The sequence below is a fragment of the Vibrio gigantis genome (assembly GCF_024347515.1).
Classification (GTDB): domain Bacteria; phylum Pseudomonadota; class Gammaproteobacteria; order Enterobacterales; family Vibrionaceae; genus Vibrio; species Vibrio gigantis.
In genome coordinates, this window is sequence record NZ_AP025492.1 from 2,601,773 (window position 1) to 2,619,038 (window position 17,266).

At 44.7% G+C, this 17,266-nt stretch carries 18 protein-coding genes and 1 tRNA gene; 5 read left to right on the plus strand and 14 right to left on the minus strand.

Going from position 1 to position 17,266, the window contains the following annotated elements; genetic code table 11:
* Positions 1 to 56: 56 nt before the first annotated feature.
* On the minus strand, positions 57 to 320 hold the full coding sequence (locus OCV56_RS11445; RefSeq protein WP_086715370.1) for a YfcL family protein: 264 nt from the start codon (positions 318 to 320) through the stop codon (positions 57 to 59).
* A gap of 9 nt (positions 321 to 329) precedes the next feature.
* Positions 330 to 860, minus strand: a complete 531-nt coding sequence (locus OCV56_RS11450) for an elongation factor P hydroxylase (RefSeq protein WP_086715396.1) — start codon at positions 858 to 860, stop codon at positions 330 to 332.
* Between the two features lie 299 nt (positions 861 to 1,159).
* Here OCV56_RS11450 and OCV56_RS11455 point away from each other — a divergent pair, with 299 nt between their 5' ends.
* Positions 1,160 to 1,783 carry a trimeric intracellular cation channel family protein gene (locus tag OCV56_RS11455; RefSeq protein ID WP_004734183.1) on the plus strand — a complete coding sequence of 208 codons (624 nt, stop codon included), beginning with the start codon at positions 1,160 to 1,162 and terminating at the stop codon, positions 1,781 to 1,783.
* A 65-nt stretch (positions 1,784 to 1,848) separates the two neighbouring features.
* On the opposite strand, the gene aroC is transcribed toward OCV56_RS11455, so the two are convergent.
* Together aroC and OCV56_RS11465 are read right to left on the minus strand one after the other, a co-directional pair.
* The gene (gene aroC, locus OCV56_RS11460) at positions 1,849 to 2,934 is read right to left on the minus strand and encodes a chorismate synthase (RefSeq protein ID WP_086715372.1); all 1,086 of its coding nucleotides are present in this window, start codon (positions 2,932 to 2,934) and stop codon (positions 1,849 to 1,851) included.
* A gap of 270 nt (positions 2,935 to 3,204) precedes the next feature.
* Positions 3,205 to 3,281 (minus strand) — tRNA-Arg (locus OCV56_RS11465).
* 211 nt (positions 3,282 to 3,492) lie between these two features.
* On the opposite strand from OCV56_RS11465, the gene folD reads away from it, so the two are divergent.
* Positions 3,493 to 4,350: a bifunctional methylenetetrahydrofolate dehydrogenase/methenyltetrahydrofolate cyclohydrolase FolD gene (gene folD, locus OCV56_RS11470; RefSeq protein ID WP_017629535.1), complete on the plus strand. Its 858-nt coding sequence runs from the start codon at positions 3,493 to 3,495 to the stop codon at positions 4,348 to 4,350.
* A gap of 78 nt (positions 4,351 to 4,428) precedes the next feature.
* On the opposite strand, the gene OCV56_RS11475 is transcribed toward folD, so the two are convergent.
* From OCV56_RS11475 to OCV56_RS11495, 5 genes are all read right to left on the minus strand, one after another.
* Positions 4,429 to 6,234: a cation:proton antiporter gene (locus tag OCV56_RS11475; RefSeq protein WP_086715374.1), complete on the minus strand. Its 1,806-nt coding sequence runs from the start codon at positions 6,232 to 6,234 to the stop codon at positions 4,429 to 4,431.
* Between the two features lie 215 nt (positions 6,235 to 6,449).
* Positions 6,450 to 7,649, minus strand: coding sequence for a NupC/NupG family nucleoside CNT transporter (locus OCV56_RS11480; protein ID WP_086715376.1), 1,200 nt, complete (start codon positions 7,647 to 7,649; stop codon positions 6,450 to 6,452).
* A gap of 205 nt (positions 7,650 to 7,854) precedes the next feature.
* Positions 7,855 to 8,775: a LysR family transcriptional regulator gene (locus OCV56_RS11485; RefSeq protein ID WP_086715378.1), complete on the minus strand. Its 921-nt coding sequence runs from the start codon at positions 8,773 to 8,775 to the stop codon at positions 7,855 to 7,857.
* A 160-nt stretch (positions 8,776 to 8,935) separates the two neighbouring features.
* Positions 8,936 to 9,934 carry a lytic murein transglycosylase gene (locus tag OCV56_RS11490; RefSeq protein WP_086715380.1) on the minus strand — a complete coding sequence of 333 codons (999 nt, stop codon included), beginning with the start codon at positions 9,932 to 9,934 and terminating at the stop codon, positions 8,936 to 8,938.
* A gap of 30 nt (positions 9,935 to 9,964) precedes the next feature.
* Positions 9,965 to 10,255 (minus strand): YcgL domain-containing protein, encoded by a 291-nt coding sequence (locus OCV56_RS11495; RefSeq protein ID WP_086715382.1) that lies wholly within the window; start codon positions 10,253 to 10,255, stop codon positions 9,965 to 9,967.
* Positions 10,256 to 10,475: 220 nt separating this feature from the next.
* Here OCV56_RS11495 and minC point away from each other — a divergent pair, with 220 nt between their 5' ends.
* Genes minC through minE form a run of 3 tightly spaced genes read left to right on the plus strand, consistent with a single transcriptional unit; the run spans position 10,476 to position 12,242 of the window.
* On the plus strand, positions 10,476 to 11,138 hold the full coding sequence (gene minC / locus OCV56_RS11500) for a septum site-determining protein MinC (protein WP_017063419.1): 663 nt from the start codon (positions 10,476 to 10,478) through the stop codon (positions 11,136 to 11,138).
* Between the two features lie 21 nt (positions 11,139 to 11,159).
* On the plus strand, positions 11,160 to 11,972 hold the full coding sequence (minD, locus tag OCV56_RS11505) for a septum site-determining protein MinD (RefSeq protein WP_009848498.1): 813 nt from the start codon (positions 11,160 to 11,162) through the stop codon (positions 11,970 to 11,972).
* 6 nt (positions 11,973 to 11,978) lie between these two features.
* Positions 11,979 to 12,242, plus strand: coding sequence for a cell division topological specificity factor MinE (gene minE / locus OCV56_RS11510; protein ID WP_004737949.1), 264 nt, complete (start codon positions 11,979 to 11,981; stop codon positions 12,240 to 12,242).
* 106 nt (positions 12,243 to 12,348) lie between these two features.
* Here the strand turns inward: minE and rnd are convergent, their stop codons facing one another.
* From rnd to OCV56_RS11535, 5 genes are all read right to left on the minus strand, one after another.
* The gene (gene rnd / locus OCV56_RS11515) at positions 12,349 to 13,467 is read right to left on the minus strand and encodes a ribonuclease D (protein WP_086715384.1); all 1,119 of its coding nucleotides are present in this window, start codon (positions 13,465 to 13,467) and stop codon (positions 12,349 to 12,351) included.
* 144 nt (positions 13,468 to 13,611) lie between these two features.
* Positions 13,612 to 15,306, minus strand: coding sequence for a long-chain-fatty-acid--CoA ligase FadD (fadD, locus tag OCV56_RS11520; RefSeq protein ID WP_019826145.1), 1,695 nt, complete (start codon positions 15,304 to 15,306; stop codon positions 13,612 to 13,614).
* A 107-nt stretch (positions 15,307 to 15,413) separates the two neighbouring features.
* Complete coding sequence (locus tag OCV56_RS11525) at positions 15,414 to 16,265, minus strand: alpha/beta fold hydrolase (RefSeq protein WP_086715386.1); 852 nt, start codon at positions 16,263 to 16,265, stop codon at positions 15,414 to 15,416.
* A gap of 49 nt (positions 16,266 to 16,314) precedes the next feature.
* On the minus strand, positions 16,315 to 16,875 hold the full coding sequence (locus OCV56_RS11530; protein ID WP_086715387.1) for a Slp family lipoprotein: 561 nt from the start codon (positions 16,873 to 16,875) through the stop codon (positions 16,315 to 16,317).
* A 35-nt stretch (positions 16,876 to 16,910) separates the two neighbouring features.
* A complete protein-coding gene (locus OCV56_RS11535) occupies positions 16,911 to 17,216 on the minus strand; it encodes a chromosome partitioning protein ParA (RefSeq protein WP_086715388.1) in 306 nt (101 codons plus the stop codon).
* Positions 17,217 to 17,266: the final 50 nt, after the last annotated feature.

A 17,266-nucleotide genomic window follows, 5' to 3' on the forward strand; every position in this document is an offset into this window, starting at 1 on the left:
TTCGCTCAGCTAGATGGAAAGGAAAGGACTGAGCGGATAATATCAATGTATCGAAATTAAGCTTGGCTTTGTAGCTCAACCCAAAGGTCATTAACAATAGTGCGGTCTGCTGGCGTTAGTTCAGAGCGAGCGTCGTCTAGGCTCTTTTCAATGCGAGCTTTTACTTCTGCTACATCTTCAATGCCTTCTTCTTCACATGAAGCCACAGAAAGAGAAATATGACCACGTAAGTAACCACCAGCAAACAATTCATCGTCTGATGCGTTTTCAATGCGAGCATCAATTACTTCAAGTAGTTTTTCTTCAAATTCGATAATCATAATATTCTCTTATTTCACAATAAATTGGCTAGTACATAAAGGTTCAACATCGTAGAAGCTGCGTAATGCTTCAGAGAGCATTTTCACGCGAGGCGGAAGACCAACTTCAAAGATACCCATGACTTCGCTGTGTACTTTATTCATAAAAGCCAAACGATCTGGCTCAAAATCGCCGTGTAGATTGTCACAGCTAACATTAAAAGGAAAGCCCGCACTCATCGCAATGATCCATTCATACGCTTGTGGGCGAATTTCTACTTTTTCGAACTCAGCTTGAACCGACTCAGTTCGACCATCAGGCTCATACCAATAGCCAAAATCTTCCAACAAACGACGCTCAGAACCAGCCACACACCAATGTGCTATTTCGTGAAGTGCAGACGCATAAAAGCCGCGAGCGAATACGATACGGTGATGAGAAACCTGTTCATCGGCTGGCAGGTAAATCGGCTCATCAGCCCCCAGTTCAAGCTTGGTATTGTAGCTCTCGAAAAAGGTTTGATTGAAAATATCGATGATGTCTGGGTATTGGTGCGTCATAAAATCAAATTTAAGTAAAAAGAACTCGGGCATTTTGCGTTTTTTTAAGCGCTTGGTAAAGCCCTATCATGGGCAATGACATTAGGTTCATCCTAATACTTTACTGTGACAATCGATTGCTGTTCCCAGATTACACCACTTTAAGGTGAGTGATTAGTTTAGCTAATCTGAAACGCTTATTCACGGTACAAATATTCATTCGTCAATTGGCGTTTTTACTACTACACTCGCGCTTCATTTTTATATCCCTAAGGCCTATAAGACTCCAATTTATAGACCTATATTATAGAGCTACAGCAATGCTACTAAGTGTTTTGTATATCATTGGCATCACGGCAGAAGCCATGACCGGCGCTCTCAGTGCTGGCAAACAAAAAATGGATTGGTTTGGTGTAATGTTGGTTGCGAGTGCAACGGCAATTGGCGGTGGTACAGTACGAGATATCTTACTTGGCCACTACCCTTTAGGCTGGGTTGAAAACCCACAGTATCTTGCGATCACCTGTATCGCAGGTGTTATCACAACGGGTCTGGCTAAGTGGGTAATCAAACTCAAAGGCTTATTCATTCGTTTGGATGCTCTAGGGCTTATCGTGTTCAGCATCATTGGTACTAAAGTAGCGATGACAATGGGTCTCCACCCAATGATTTGCATGGTGTCGGCACTAGTGACTGGCGTGTTTGGTGGTTTGCTGCGCGATCTTATCTGTCGTCAAACACCATTGGTGTTGCATGAGGAACTGTATGCGTCTGTCGCACTTGTTGCTTCAGGTTTGTACCTAGGTTTGCTTGAGCTTGGCATTAACGACGTAACCGCAACGATTGTGACGCTTGTGGTCGGCTACTTGCTGCGCATGGCAGCGGTGAGATTCAAGTGGCGCTTGCCTTCATTCCAGCTTGATCCTGAAAGCTCCGTGCATTAAATACCACTAGAAAACAAAAAGGGTTGCTCCAACAGGAAGCAACCCTTTTTTCATTCACTCAATCGTTAGATTTGAGGAGTACTCGTGGTCACGCCATGGTTCTGACCACGATGGCGTAATAGGTGATCGAGTAGAACAATCGCTAGCATAGCTTCTGCAATTGGCACCGCACGAATACCAACACATGGATCGTGACGACCTTTCGTGATTAGCTGTGTTGCTTCACCGTCTTTAGTAATCGTGTCACCAGGAACCGTGATGCTTGATGTTGGTTTAAGCGCAATGCTTGCCACAATATCTTGGCCCGTAGAAATACCACCTAAGATACCGCCAGCATGGTTGCTAGTGAAACCTTCCGGAGTTAATGGATCACGATGTTCACTACCACGCTGATTAACGACATCAAAGCCATCACCAATCTCAACACCTTTCACCGCGTTGATGCTCATTAGAGCATGAGCAATATCAGCATCTAAACGATCAAAGATTGGCTCACCAAGGCCTACAGGCACTTTAGTCGCAACCACTTGAATCTTCGCACCGATCGAGTTGCCTTCTTTTAGCAAGTCACGAATCAGTTGGTCGAATTCAGGCACTTTGTCGGCATCTGGACAGAAAAAAGCGTTGTTTTCGATCTCGTTCCAATCGACTTTATCAATTGAGATATCACCCATTTGAGAAAGGTATGCTTGGATTTCAACACCAAATTCTTGTTTTAGGTATTTCTTCGCAATAGCACCCGCAGCAACACGCATTGCAGTTTCACGAGCTGAAGAACGACCACCACCACGGTAATCACGCACACCGTACTTTTGATGGTACGTATAGTCAGCGTGTCCAGGACGGAACTTGTCTTTAATTTCGGAATAGTCTTTAGAGCGTTGGTCTGTATTTTCGATCAATAGACCAATAGAAGTACCCGTAGTTTGGCCTTCAAATACACCTGATAAAATCTTTACTTCATCGGCTTCACGGCGAGCCGTTGTATAACGTGAAGTACCAGGGCGACGACGATCCAAATCTCTTTGAAGGTCTGCTTCGGTAATTTCTAATCCTGGTGGGCACCCATCTACGATACATCCTAGTGCGATACCGTGACTTTCTCCGAACGTGGTCACGCGGAAATGTTGTCCGATACTGTTTCCTGCCATTACTTCCTCTAAATCAGCTATTGAGCAGAAGGTTTGATTCCTAAACCGGCTGGCTAATAGCTTTACTTGTCTATTCTTCGTGAATTCATAGTGGCTTTATTACCAAATGATGTAAACCCCAAAAAACGAACAATTTTAACTTTCTATTACATGAGCCGAATGAAATGAATAACGTAGGAAAATGAGTGGCGCTTTAACAAGAGTATTTTTATTATGGTAGGAAAGCAAAAAACCCGACAACTCGGAGAGTTATCGGGTTTCTTTAAATAATGGCACGCCCTGAAGGATTCGAACCTTCGACCACCTCCTTAGAAGGGAGGTGCTCTATCCAGCTGAGCTAAGGGCGCGCTACAGGAACGAATTATACGAATTCGAATCAGTAAAGCAACGGCTTTATGTAACATTCTGATCTAAGTGAGTAAAAAAAGGGCAACAAACATATAAGTGTTGGAAAATAGAACAAAGCAAACGTTTGCTTGATGGTAATCAAAAAGATTTTCTGGAATAATGCGCCAAAAACATCAGCCACTAACTTGAATATCAATACTAAGGAAATTCATGACTGCTCAAAATATTGATGGAAAGCTAATTTCTCAAACGGTTCGCTCTGAAGTTGCTGCACGTGTAAAAGCTCGTACTGAAGCTGGATTACGCGCTCCGGGCCTAGCGGTTGTTTTAGTGGGTGAAGACCCTGCTTCTCAGGTTTACGTTGGAAGTAAACGTAAAGCATGTGAAGAAGTTGGCTTCGTATCTAAATCTTACGATTTGCCAGCCACTGCGACAGAAGATGAACTGTTAACATTAGTAGACCAACTGAACCAAGACCCAGAGATCGACGGTATTCTGGTTCAACTGCCTCTACCTGCTGGCATTGATAGCACTCACGTTCTTGAGCGTATCACGCCAGAGAAAGACGTTGATGGCTTCCACCCATACAATGTCGGCCGTTTGGCTCAGCGTATGCCTAAGCTTCGCTCTTGCACGCCAAAAGGTATCATCACGCTGCTTGACCGTTACAACATCGACTTACGTGGTAAGCACGCGGTTGTGGTTGGCGCTTCAAACATCGTGGGCCGTCCAATGACCCTAGAATTGCTTCTAGCAGGTTGTACAACGACAACGTGTCACCGCTTCACCAAAGACCTTGAAGGCCACGTACGTCAAGCAGACGTTGTTGTGGTTGCCGTTGGTAAGCCTAACTTCATTCCAGGTGCTTGGATTAAGAAAGGTGCCGTTGTGGTCGATGTTGGTATCAACCGTTTAGAATCTGGCAAGCTAGTGGGTGACGTCGAATACGACGTAGCGAAAGAGAGCGCAAGCTTCATCACGCCAGTACCGGGCGGTGTTGGCCCAATGACAGTGGCGAGCCTAATCGAGAACACAATGATCGCTTGTGAGCAATTTCACTCCAAATAATCTGCGACCGACAGTACAAATAGAATTAGAAAGCCGCAACGTGAAGAACGTTGCGGCTTTTTTGATAAAGAATACTTGCTACTTATCTGGAGTCTCGACCTGCTCTGACGGCGGCAACAAACTGATGATCTCGCACTCCGTTGATATCAGTTTTTCCAAATCGGAACCTTGTGTTATTAATCGGAAATCACCACCAGAAATCACCCCAAGAGGAATCGCTTTCGGGTACAGCGCATTAAACTCATTCAGATCAAATGCCTCTGTTAGCCCTGTGCTCTTAATTTGACTGCCTTGAGCCATTAACGAATTAAGCTTGGAGTAAGTAACCCCTTCCGAAAACAGACTTCGGTTGCCATCGCGGCTCACTTGATGCCTTTCATGCTTAGTCTCTGACGATTCAAGCTCAAACACCTTATTGGCACCAAATTCATCTTGGTAGTGCATGCTGACTAACGGGTTGGTTTGACGATAAGGCGAGACGATCATTGCACGCCCTATCCCATCCAATTCCAAATTGTTTTCCGCATGGCTTGAGGCTGGGTTACCAAAATAGACATTCAAACTCTCCATACGAGCCAAGCGAATGCTTTCCCAGTTGGTATCGGCAAGCACACTATTGATATTGTGAGTCGCGAGTACCTTGGCAAACTGCCTAGCAAAGTGAGTCGCGCCAAAAAAGATCACCCCTTGTGCTTTCTCTTGAGTCACACCTAACCTTCTCGCCCACCAGCTTGCGGTTAAACTTTGAATAACAACCGTGCCGATAATGACCAAGAACACCATTGGCACCAGTAAATCCGCACCTTCAATTAATTGCTTCTCTTGAAGCTTGATTGCAAACAGAGAAGAAACCGCGGCTGCAACGATCCCGCGCGGTGCCATCCAGCTCAGAAACCACTTATCCGCAGAGGTAAGATTTGTGCCGATCCCGCTGATCCACACACTTAAAGGGCGCGCCACTAGCATCACTACCGCTAACAGACCAACCCCACCCCAACCTATCGAGAGAAAGGTTCCCGAATCGAGTCGGCTGGCTAGCAAAATAAACAACGCAGAAATGAGTAGTACGGTAAGAGTTTCTTTGAATTCGATGATGTCTTCGATGTCCAAGCCCTTCACATTAGCAAGCCAGATCCCCATGATGGTCACCGTTAACAAGCCTGACTCTTCACTCAAATCATTAGAGAACGAGAACGCCGCCAACATTAACGTCAGCACCGCCACATTACGTAGATAGTGAGGCACCCAATGCCCTTGCAGCATCTTGGCAATCAAATGGCCACCGATAATCCCTAAGCCTAAACCAATGGCTAAGGTTAATCCTAGAGCTAACAGTACATGTCCTGTAGGGTCGGCTGAAGAGACAATGTATTCGTAAACAAGGACTGCAAACAGAGCGCCAATGGGATCAATCACAATCCCTTCCCATCGCAAAATGCTGCCAAGAGAAGCCTTGGGCTGAATACTACGCAGCATGGGCACAATCACCGTCGGCCCTGTCACCACTACCAAGGCACCGAATAGCGCCGCTAATGGCCAACTGAAGTTAACAAAGTAGTAAGCACCAACAACAATGCACGCCCACGTAATTAACATGCCGAAACTCACAAGGTGAGTCACCATGCGACCATGACCTCTGATTTCCTTAAAATTCAGGGTTAACGCCCCTTCAAACAGAATGATGGCGACACCTAGTGAAATCATAGGAAACAGAACATCACCGAAAATAGCATCGGGATTCAGGATATTCAGGCCAGGACCTAACAACAGGCCGACGATAAGGAGAGGAAGAATAGCAGGAAGACGTAAGCGCCAACCTAACAATTGACACGTTAAAGACAGCAGCCCAATTAACGCCAAGGATGAAGTAATCGACAAATCCATTTGTGCCCCTAAAAGGTTTGCACCACACCCTGTGGTACAAACTTATTAACTGAATAAGAAAAACTACGTCATTACACTATAGGATCTCTTTATCACACTAACCGAATATTATTGTGATTAATCAGTCACTTTACTAATGGGCAGCACAGTATTAAAGATCTAACTGGGTACTTAGAACCCAGCTAGAAAACACTTATCAATTAACGAGGAGGGGCTTAAAGAGAAAGCACCACGCCAGCAATCGCTGCGCTCATTAAGTTGGCAAGTACACCCGCACAAATCGCTTTAAAGCCGTATTGTGAGATGAAAGAACGACGCTCTGGAACTAAGCTACCCAGACCACCAATCAGAATGGCCATTGTAGAGATGTTGGCAAAACCACATAGTGCAAAAGTAACGATCGCTTTTGAGTGCTCACTCAGTGCGTCTTTTACGTCCATTAACTGGATAAAAGCCACAAACTCGTTCACAACGATCTTGTTACCGATCAGCGAGCCTGCAACAACAGCCTCAGACCATGGCACACCGATCAGCCATGCAACGGGTGCGAACACATAACCTAGGATAAGTTCGAAGCTTAGGTTTACGCCGAACCAGCCACCAACAATACCTAATAAGCCATTCAGCATCGCAATCACACTGATAAAGGCGAGAAGTGTCGCACCCACCGCAACGGCAATACGAAGTCCAGACATAGCCCCATCTGCCATTGCCTCAACTACGTTTGTTGCTCGTGGAATTTCAACATCAGATTCAATGTTTTCTTGTGCGTCATCTGGGCTACCAGGTACTAGGATTTTTGCCATCAATAGACCAGCTGGTGCTGACATGAATGCAGCTGCAATCAGGTAGTTTAGGTCTACACCTAGTGACGCATAACCCACCAGCGTGCCACCCGCTACAGATGCCAAACCACACACCATCACAGCAAACAATTGTGAATCCGTCATATGCTTTAGATAAGGTTTAACCACCAATGGCGCTTCAATCATGCCCACAAAGATATTCGCAGTCGCAGACAGTGATTCCGCACGACCTGTGCCCAAGAATTTTTGTAGAGCACCACCAATAAGGTTGATCACCTTTGGCATAAAGCCGATGTGGTACAAACCAGAGATCAATGCAGAGAAAAAGATAATGATGCCTAAAACATTAATCGCGAAAACAAATCCGTTATTCGTTAGGCCACCAAATAGGAAGTTAATCCCTTCTTGACCGTAGTTGATCAAGCTAGATACCGCACCTGTAGCTGCATTCAACGCTTCTTTACCCATTGGTACATACAGAACCAATAGCGCGAATGAGATTTGTAATAAGAAAGCCAAAGAGACTGTTCTTAATGGAATATTTTTTCTGTCCGTAGATAGTAACCAAGCGGCAACTAAAATAGTGATAATTCCAAGTAGGGAAGCCATGTGCGTCAACCTAAAAGTTGTAGATAGGAAAGGCGACGCATTCTATAGAGGAAATCGTTTGCGGCAAGTCTCGGTTGTTAACGCGATGTTGGGGTAATCATCTTTAAGCAGTGATATAAATTAAGCTGTTGAATTTTAACCAATAACTTTGATTAAAAAGCATACTTTTTCCATATGGAAATTATATTTATAGGTTTGGAAACAGTTAACGATGCAGTTCCACGCACGTTTTGAGGTTTTTGTCCCAGTACGTCGGCGATCCGATATGATCTTTAATGAACTCAATCACCGCAGAAAGCTTCTTCGGCATGTTCTTTCTACTCGGATACACGGCATAAAATGGCATTAATTGGCTAGCTCGCCATTCAGGCAATACTTGAATTAATTTGCCCGTTCTAAACTCTTCTTTAACTAAGTAAGTCGCCAGATAAGCAACGCCCCACCCTGATACAGCCGCGTCTCGTACTGCCTCAGCTAAATCGACTGAGTAATCGCCTGCCACTTTGACGCTGAGGTTTTCTTGCCCGTTATCAAACGCCCACGATGTGTAGTCCCGTTCTCGGCTACGATAGATAAGACAGTTGTGGTCAATCAGATCCGACGGTACGTGCGGGGTCCCAGCCTTAATCAAATAATCCGGTGATGCGGCCACCACAAACTGACTATCTGCTAATCGCTGCGCAATGTAACCTTCAGGCAAGTCTTCATTATTGGTGATCCAGAGATCCAAGCGCTCTTCAATCATATCCACTTTGTAGTCGAACAAGTGCACCTCGATTCTCAACTGAGGGTAAAGCTGTCTGAGCTCATCAATCGCCGGAATAATATGCAAGGTGCCAAATGACTGCGACAATCCAACGCGCAATATTCCAGAGATATCATCACGCTGGCTGTCCATATCCATTTGAGCCGCTTTTACCGTGTTAAACAGTTGCTCACAGTGCTTATAGAACACTTCCCCCGCTTCCGTTAGCGTGAGGCTACGTGTGGTTCGTTGTACCAACTTGATACCAATAGAGTCTTCAAGCAAAGCAACTTGTTTACTGATATGAGACACCGAAACGTTCAAGCTTTTCGCAGCACTGGTAAAACCTTCATGCTTGATCAGCGCATGGAATATCACCATCTGCGCGGCTCTATCTGTTAGCACAAGACCACCTTTAAAATCTCTGAAATATAAAATTAAATAAAACAAAAAGGACTCCGAAGAGTCCTTTAGTTCGTTCTGCCTATGGTAGGCCAAATGCTATCAAAGCGAGCCATACCAATTAATAAAATTCAGTCTACTAATCAAACTTGATTCTGTCTGCTAGATGGCTGACTGCCAAAGCAAAGTAGTAAGAACGATTCCACTTCATTAATACATTGTAGTTGTTGTAAACGAGGTAAGAACGACCCGCTTCGTCATCTGGCATGATTAACCAAGCTTTAATGTCTTCATTGAGGTTTGGCAATGGGCGATCGTCATAACGCTTGATACCTAGTTCAGACCACTCTTTTAGGTATTTCGCTTTGTCTTCAGATCGACCTTGCAAATCAATAGACACCGTTGATGGTACGTGAACCTGACGGCCCCAAGTGTACTTGTCATCCCAACCAGATTGACTCAGATAATTCGCCGCCGAGGCAAATACATCTTCTTCAGTACCCCAGATATCTTTCTTACCATCGCCATTACCATCTGCGGCATACGCTAAGAATGAGCTCGGCATAAACTGAGGCTGACCCATTGCACCAGCCCAAGAGCCTTTCATCTCTTTAGGTGTGATATGGCCTTGGTCAAGAATGGTTAACGCCGCCATCGCTTCGCTGCGGAAAAACGCCTCTCTGCGCCCTTCGTAAGCCATGGTCGTTAAAGCGTCGATTACGCTGTAATTACCGGTGAACTTACCGAAGTTACTCTCAACACCCCATAGCGCGACAATGAATCGCGGCTGAACGCCATATTCATCACCAATACGTTTTAACGCTGTATAATGCTTCTTATAAAGTGACCTTGCTTGCTTCACTTTCCAATCTGGTACCGCTCGTGGAATGTATTCATCCAGAGTCAGCTTTTTCTCCGGTTGGTTTTTATCCGCTTTGACCGCTCTTGGTTTAAACGTCACACCATCAAAGGCTTCATCAATGATCGCTTCAGAGATGCCTTCTTCACGGCCTTGTTGCTTTAGTTTTTCTACATATTGCTCGAAACTCAGTTCTTGAGCGTGTACTGAGCCAATGGCCAAGCTATTACCTAAAAGTAATGCCGACACCGCCAATATGCTTTTCGAAAATTTACTCAACGATCACTCCTCCTTGAATTGAGGTGGCTATCACTCTTCGTCTTCAGATTTCTGTTGAGCTTTACGCTCTTTATGAAGTTCAAGTTCGTTAACTGGTGGTGGCGGAACTTGCAAAAAGAAACCATCGGTATTCAGTGATTCTTTCACTTTTTCGATGTTTACTTGAGCCAGTTTACGGCCATCCATTTTAATTACCATTACAAAACTAGGTTTACCAAACATTTGCATCAATGCGTCAGGAACTTGTGAAAAATCATCCTTCTTTGGAATATAAAGGTATGTTCCTTCTTTCTTTGAGCTTTTATATATAGAACACAGCATGACAAACCTTTTTAAATGTTTATGACTACAAAACTCTCACTTGCGAGATCAATAGTTTATGTTAGGGAAATATTGGGAACAAAACGTTCATTTGACAACAAGATTACTTGCTGTGCTTGGTCTGGGAATATAACATGATAAACCTAGTTTCAGGCAATGCCCTTTATTTTATTAATAAAGAAATTGTACCAATTCGCTATTGAGGTCCTGTAGTTTTTCGATGTCTAGTAACCCAGATCTAAAAGGTAGCAGCTTTACGCTATCTGTTTTGCACTTATCCGATGATCAAGTCGAAAATGCAGTCTCTTTTCTTCAAGAGAAAGTAGACCAAGCACCCACGTTTTTCGCTGCAGCTCCTGTTGTTATCAACATCAGCAAAGTCGCAGGCGATATCGATTTTGTGCAACTGAAAAATGGTATCTCTCAAGCGGGTATGATTCCGGTTGGCGTGGCTGGCTGTTCAGATAAACGTATGCAAAATCTAGCGAAAGAAGCCGGTTTTGCTGTCATGACGGCAAGTAAATCTCCGTCACAAGCACCAGCCAAGATGGCGCCGATTAAAGTGATTAGAACCCCTATTCGTTCTGGTCAGCAGGTTTATGCGAAAGATGGCGATCTATTGATTCTCAGCCATGTGAGTGCAGGCGCGGAAGTGATTGCCGATGGCAGCATCCATATTCATGGCACACTACGCGGCCGCGCAATTGCCGGTGCAAGTGGTCAAACTGAAGCAAAAATAATTTGTAATGATTTACAAGCCGAGCTGGTATCCATTGCGGGAAATTACTGGCTCAGCGATCAAATTGAAAGCGAGTACTGGCAGAAGAAAACCATGTTCAGTATGGCAAACGATGTATTACACGTTGACGTCCTCGCAATATAAGAGAAATAAAAGGAAAACAGAATGGCACGCATTATCGTTGTAACGTCAGGTAAAGGCGGGGTAGGCAAAACGACCTCTAGTGCAGCTATTGCCTCGGGTCTGGCTTTAAAAGGGAAAAAAACCGCAGTTATCGACTTTGATATCGGTCTGCGTAACCTAGATTTAATCATGGGTTGTGAGCGTCGTGTTGTTTACGATTTCGTTAACGTTATCAATGGTGAAGCAACGCTGAACCAAGCGATGATCAAAGACAAGCGCACAGAAAACTTGTTCATTCTTCCTGCTTCTCAAACTCGTGATAAAGACGCACTAACCAAAGATGGTGTTCGTCGTGTATTTGATGAACTGGATGAAATGGGCTTTGATTTCATCATCTGTGATTCCCCTGCAGGCATAGAGCAAGGCGCTCTAATGGCGTTGTACTTTGCTGATGAAGCGATTGTAACGACTAACCCAGAAGTATCTTCTGTACGCGACTCAGACCGTATTCTAGGTATTCTTGACTCTAAATCTCGTCGTTCTGAAGACGGCTTGGAGCCTGTGAAGACTCACCTTCTACTGACTCGCTACAACCCAGCACGTGTAACTCAAGGTGAGATGCTAAGTGTTGAAGACGTTGAAGAGATCCTACACATCTCTCTACTGGGCGTGATTCCAGAAAGCCAAGCGGTACTGAACGCATCGAACAAGGGTGTTCCAGTTATCTTTGACGAAGCAACCGACGCAGGTATGGCTTACAATGATACTGTAGAGCGACTACTAGGTAGCCAAGTGGACTTCCGTTTCTTAACGGAACAGAAGAAAGGCATCTTCAAAAGACTGTTCGGAGGCTAATACGCAATGTCATTACTAGAGTTTTTCAGACCACAGAAAAAGACGACCGCAAACCTAGCCAAAGAGCGTTTGCAGATCATTGTTGCTGAGCGCCGCAGTCATGACGACCCTGCTCCATCGTACTTACCGCAACTGAAAGAAGACATCTTGAAGTGTATTGCAAAGTACGTTGAGGTAGACCCATCAATGGTTGATCTTACTTTCGAACACAAAGATGACGATATTTCAGTATTAGAGCTGAACGTTAAGCTACCAGAAGACGATAAGTAGTCTCGCGATTTGGTATGTTGATTGAATAAAAAAGAGAGCCTAGGCTCTCTTTTTTGTGTCTGCAGTTTATAGCTACAACTAAGTTAGATTTTATAGCAGCGAGCGGTTATTTGATTGCTTTACTCAGTTTTTCGCCAACCACATCTAAACGCCAGCCTTGCATAACATCAGGTAGCTTCTCTGGGTTACGATCGTGCTTCCACACCCAGCTTAACACCTGGTTAAGTTGCTTCTTAGATGCCAAAAATTCCGTCGCTAAACCACTGTGTTGGGATGCGGTTTTCACTTCATCTTTCAACACTTTGAACAGCTGCTTGTAGCCAGGGAAGTCCATTAGACGTTCGACTGGTGCTGGGTACTCTTCTTCTGGTGTATGTTCAGCTAATTTAACGATTGAGCTGATTTTGGCACCGTGGCGGCGTACAGAGCGGTAATCAAAACCTTCTTGCTCCATGTGCTTAGGATCTTTCATTGCGAAACGTGCCACTGCCCATAAATCTTGCTCTTTGAAGACAAAGTTCAGCGCCAAATCACGCTTAATAGCTTCTTTTAGACGCCACGTTGCTAGAGGTCGTAAGATCGCTAGCTGCTTAGGTTTTAGCTGCCATGCCCCTTTAATATCAAGGTAAGCCGTATCTGGATTTACTTTACGGATTCGCTTGGAAACTTGTAAATCAGACTCTTGTTGAGCCGCTTCCCACCAGCCTGCTTCCATCACTTTCTCAAGAAGCTTGTTGTACATAGGCATTAAGTAGTGAACATCTGCAGCCGCGTAGTCGAGTTGCTTTTGAGAAAGCGGACGCGCCAACCAGTCAGTGCGAGATTCACTTTTATCTAGATCGACACCGACAAACTCTGAAACCAGAGCAGCAAAGCCTGTTGATAAACCATGACCTAAGAAAGCTGCCATGATCTGTGTATCAACCATTGGTGTTGGTGTGCAGCCAAATGTGTTTTGGAACACTTCCAAATCTTCACCGCAAGCGTGTAGCACTTTCAGAACAGAAGCGTCTTTCAACAATCCAACAAATGGTGTCATTTCACCAAGAGCAATAGGGTCAATCAGTGACAGCGTTTCACCATCAAATAACTGAATCAAGCCTAATTGAGGGTAATAGGTTCTTGTACGAACAAACTCCGTATCAAGCATAACGACATCGGCTTCACGTGCTTGTTGGCAAACTCGCTCAAGGTCTTTCAATTGGGTAATGATTTGATAATCCACAAAAACTCTCACAGGTTTCTATTTGATCGCCGGATACAAAAATGCCGACATTAACTGTCGGCATTCTAACACCATTTTTCAATGCTCGCTTAGATTAAGCGCTTCAATGGCTTTGGCCTAGTGGTTACGAGTCCACTGACTAGTCTATTCGCTCGCGCGTTTAGCCAATTCTGCATCGTTTTCTTCACGCAGCACGCGGCGTAAGATCTTACCTACATTAGTCTTTGGAAGGTCATCTCTGAACTCGACTAATTTAGGGATCTTGTAACCCGTTAGGTGCTCACGACAGTGCGCGATAATGTCTTCTTTAGTCAAGCTAGGGTCACGCTTAACAACGTAGATCTTAACTAGCTCACCAGACACCTCATGAGGTTGGCCGATAGCCGCAACTTCTAACACTTTGCCATGCAGAGCCACCACGTCTTCGATCTCGTTCGGGTAAACGTTAAAGCCTGACACAAGAATCATGTCTTTCTTACGGTCTACGATGTACAACAAGCCTTCGTCATCAAATTTAACGATATCACCAGTCGATAACCAACCATCTTGGTCGATCACTTCTTTGGTCGCTTCTGGACGTTGCCAGTAGCCTTGCATCACTTGAGGACCACGAACTTGAAGCTCACCCACTTGGTCATTAGCAATAACTTTGCCTTCATCATCAACAATACGAACTTCTGTCGATGGTACTGGTAGGCCAATCGCACCTGTATAGTCTTTCAGATCGTATGGGTTACCCGTTACCAGTGGTGAACATTCGGTTAAACCATAACCTTCCAATAGGTGGACGCCAGTCACTTTCTTCCATTGCTCAGCAACAGCTCGTTGAACCGCCATGCCGCCGCCAACAGACAAACGCATGTTACTGAAATCCAATTCGTGGAAATCTTCGTTGTTCACTAACGCATTGAACAGGGTGTTTACACCAGTAATCGCGGTAAACGGAACTTTTTGCAGTTCTTTGATGAAGCCAGGGATATCACGAGGGTTAGTAATAAGAAGGTTACGGCCACCCATCTCAACAAACAGTAAGCAGTTCACTGTTAGGGCGAAAACATGGTAAAGCGGCAGTGCTGTCACAACCAACTCACGGCCCTCTTGCAAAACAGGACCATACGCCCCTTTCGCTTGAAGTACGTTCGCAATCATATTACGGTGCGTTAGGATTGCGCCTTTCGCTACACCCGTTGTGCCGCCCGTATACTGCAGGAATGCAATGTCATCACCCGCCATAAACGGCTTCACGTATTGAAGGCGACGGCCTTTATGAAGCGCTTTTCTGAATGAAATCGCACCCGGTAGATCATACTTAGGCACCATACCTTTTACGTATTTCACTACGAAGTCGACAATTGTACCTTTCGCACGAGGTAACATTTGACCTAGGCTAGTTAGAACAACGTGTTTCACTGGTGTGTTATCAACTACTTTCTCTAGCGTGCTTGCAAAGTTAGATACGATAACAATCGCCTTTGCACCAGAATCGTTCAGTTGATGTTCAAGCTCACGAGGTGTGTAAAGTGGGTTGACGTTCACTGCAATCATACCGGCACGTAATACACCAAACAGTGCAATTGGGTATTGCAGTAGGTTTGGCATCATAAGCGCGACGCGATCGCCCTTCTTCAGTTTTAAGTCATTCTGCAAGTAAGCGGCAAAAGCACGGCTGCGCTCTTCAAGCTTACGGAATGTCATAATCGAGCCCATGTTCTCGAATGCAGGTTGGTCCGCGTACTTCTGTACCGACTGTTCAAACATTTCTACAAGAGATGGGTACTGATCTGGGTTGATCGTTTCTGGTACGTCACTTGGATAACGTGAAAGCCAAGGTTTATCCACGATGTTACTCCTCGTTTATCAGCTGACGACTGCTTCGCCGCTTTTTTATCATTGCGGTATTACAGCACAGCTTTAGTGCATGAGCACTAAAAGGCTCAAACACTTGTTTAAATTTTGTTAACTACACCAAGAATTAGCTCTGAAACTAGCTCTGGGCTCTCTAAATGGCAATGATGTCCGCCAGGAACAGTCTCTACTTGCAGAGGACTATGCGCTGATTTGTAGCGATTATGCTGCAAATGTCGGAATCCATCATTCCCTAGGATTATTAATTGAGGGCATTCAATAGCCGCCATAATCGCTTCAGCGTGCGCCTGTGACATTCGATATAACGAGTCACATTTTAGATTAGGGTCGCATCGCCATTGCCAAGAGTTATCGAACTCGACAATACCTCGCTCAACAATAGGAGCGATTAATTCGGCATTAATTTGATTGGCGTGAGCTCTCAGCTTAATAGCATCCTCAAGGCTTGCCAGAGGACGTGAAGGCTTTCTTCGCTGTCGAAGACGACTGAGTACCCCATCTCTCAAGCGAGAAACCGTTTCTTGGGGAGCTTCTGAAAGAGGTCCGTGACCTTCAATTTGAATTAATCCTGACACCTTTTCAGGAAAGGCGGCACTATAGCAACTTGCTATCAATGCACCAAGTGAATGTCCTACCAGTACCAGTCTGTTTGACGATAATTTAGTCACCAACTGATGCAAATCATCAATATAATCATGAAATGGGTAGTAACTTCCCGACTTGTGCGACGAGAAGCCGTGTCCGAAGAGGTCGATAGCAACAAGGTGAGCATTGGGATCAAGCTTGGCGACTTGCTGCATAACCTGATTAAAGCTGGACGAATTATCCAACCACCCATGAATAAAAACGACCGTCATTACGGTCGTTTGTGGGTTGCCTATCTGTTGTGTGGCAAGCGTCCCGCTCGCAAGGGAGTATGACTTTTCAATCATCAAACATCTCATTCCATCTGATTGCGAAATCAACGTCTAATAAAGTTAATTACTCTACGTCCTGTATCACTCGGCCTTGTCTTGGCATTGTTTGAAAACTACGACAATGTAAACTTCTGCACGAGTAGTAGGTTGGTGCGAAATCGTTAACAACAATGCGCTCTGTAATGTTCCACAGTCGTTGGTTATCTACCTTCATCACAGGGAAGGTGTAAGGGAACTCGCCGATTTTGCCATCTTCACTACCACTTGATTGGCCAACCAAAGTAATCAGACGACCTTCTGCAAAGCTTAGAGGCTCAACATATCCTTCGATATAACCAACAAAACGTCCGCTTGGCTCTGCGTCTAGATCTGGTTTGCCGTTACTAGAGATCGGCATATTAGCGACTTCGATTCGAGTCTTATCTTTCAAGTTGGTCACTTTCGATATTACGCCGCCTAGTCGAACACTTTTCGCATCCGGTAGTTGGTCGACCCATTGTTGGTAATCGCTAATAACAGGCTCTGATTTTGCTTCGAGTTCGCTAGGTAGTGATGAACACCCTGCAAGCATCAAGATACCAAGAGAAAAGACAATTAAGCGTATTTTAGAGAGATAATTTGACATGGTTCAGATCCTTAAGCAGGCATTAACAATAAGCTCTAGATGTAGATATCGACACCGATAAGCTTTGCAAGTTCTTCTTTCTTCGCCTGATTCATTACATCCATATACTCTTCCATTGCCCTACGTCCTCGGCCTTCTGGAAGATCATACTGGATTTGAGCCTTGTGTAGTTCAGACTCTTTAACTTGACGAATAGAGTGAGAAACAGCATTAGCCACCTTCGTTGGTTGTCCAACCGCAGTGCTAGCATCAGATTTTTTTGCCTGCTCCTTCTTTTTGATTCGATTAGGCTTAGACGTGCTGCCTATCGAAGAAGGAGGTAAGTTGTTAATTGATACCATGACTAATTATCTGCCCTCTCAAATCTAAATAATACGCATTTAGACCTAAT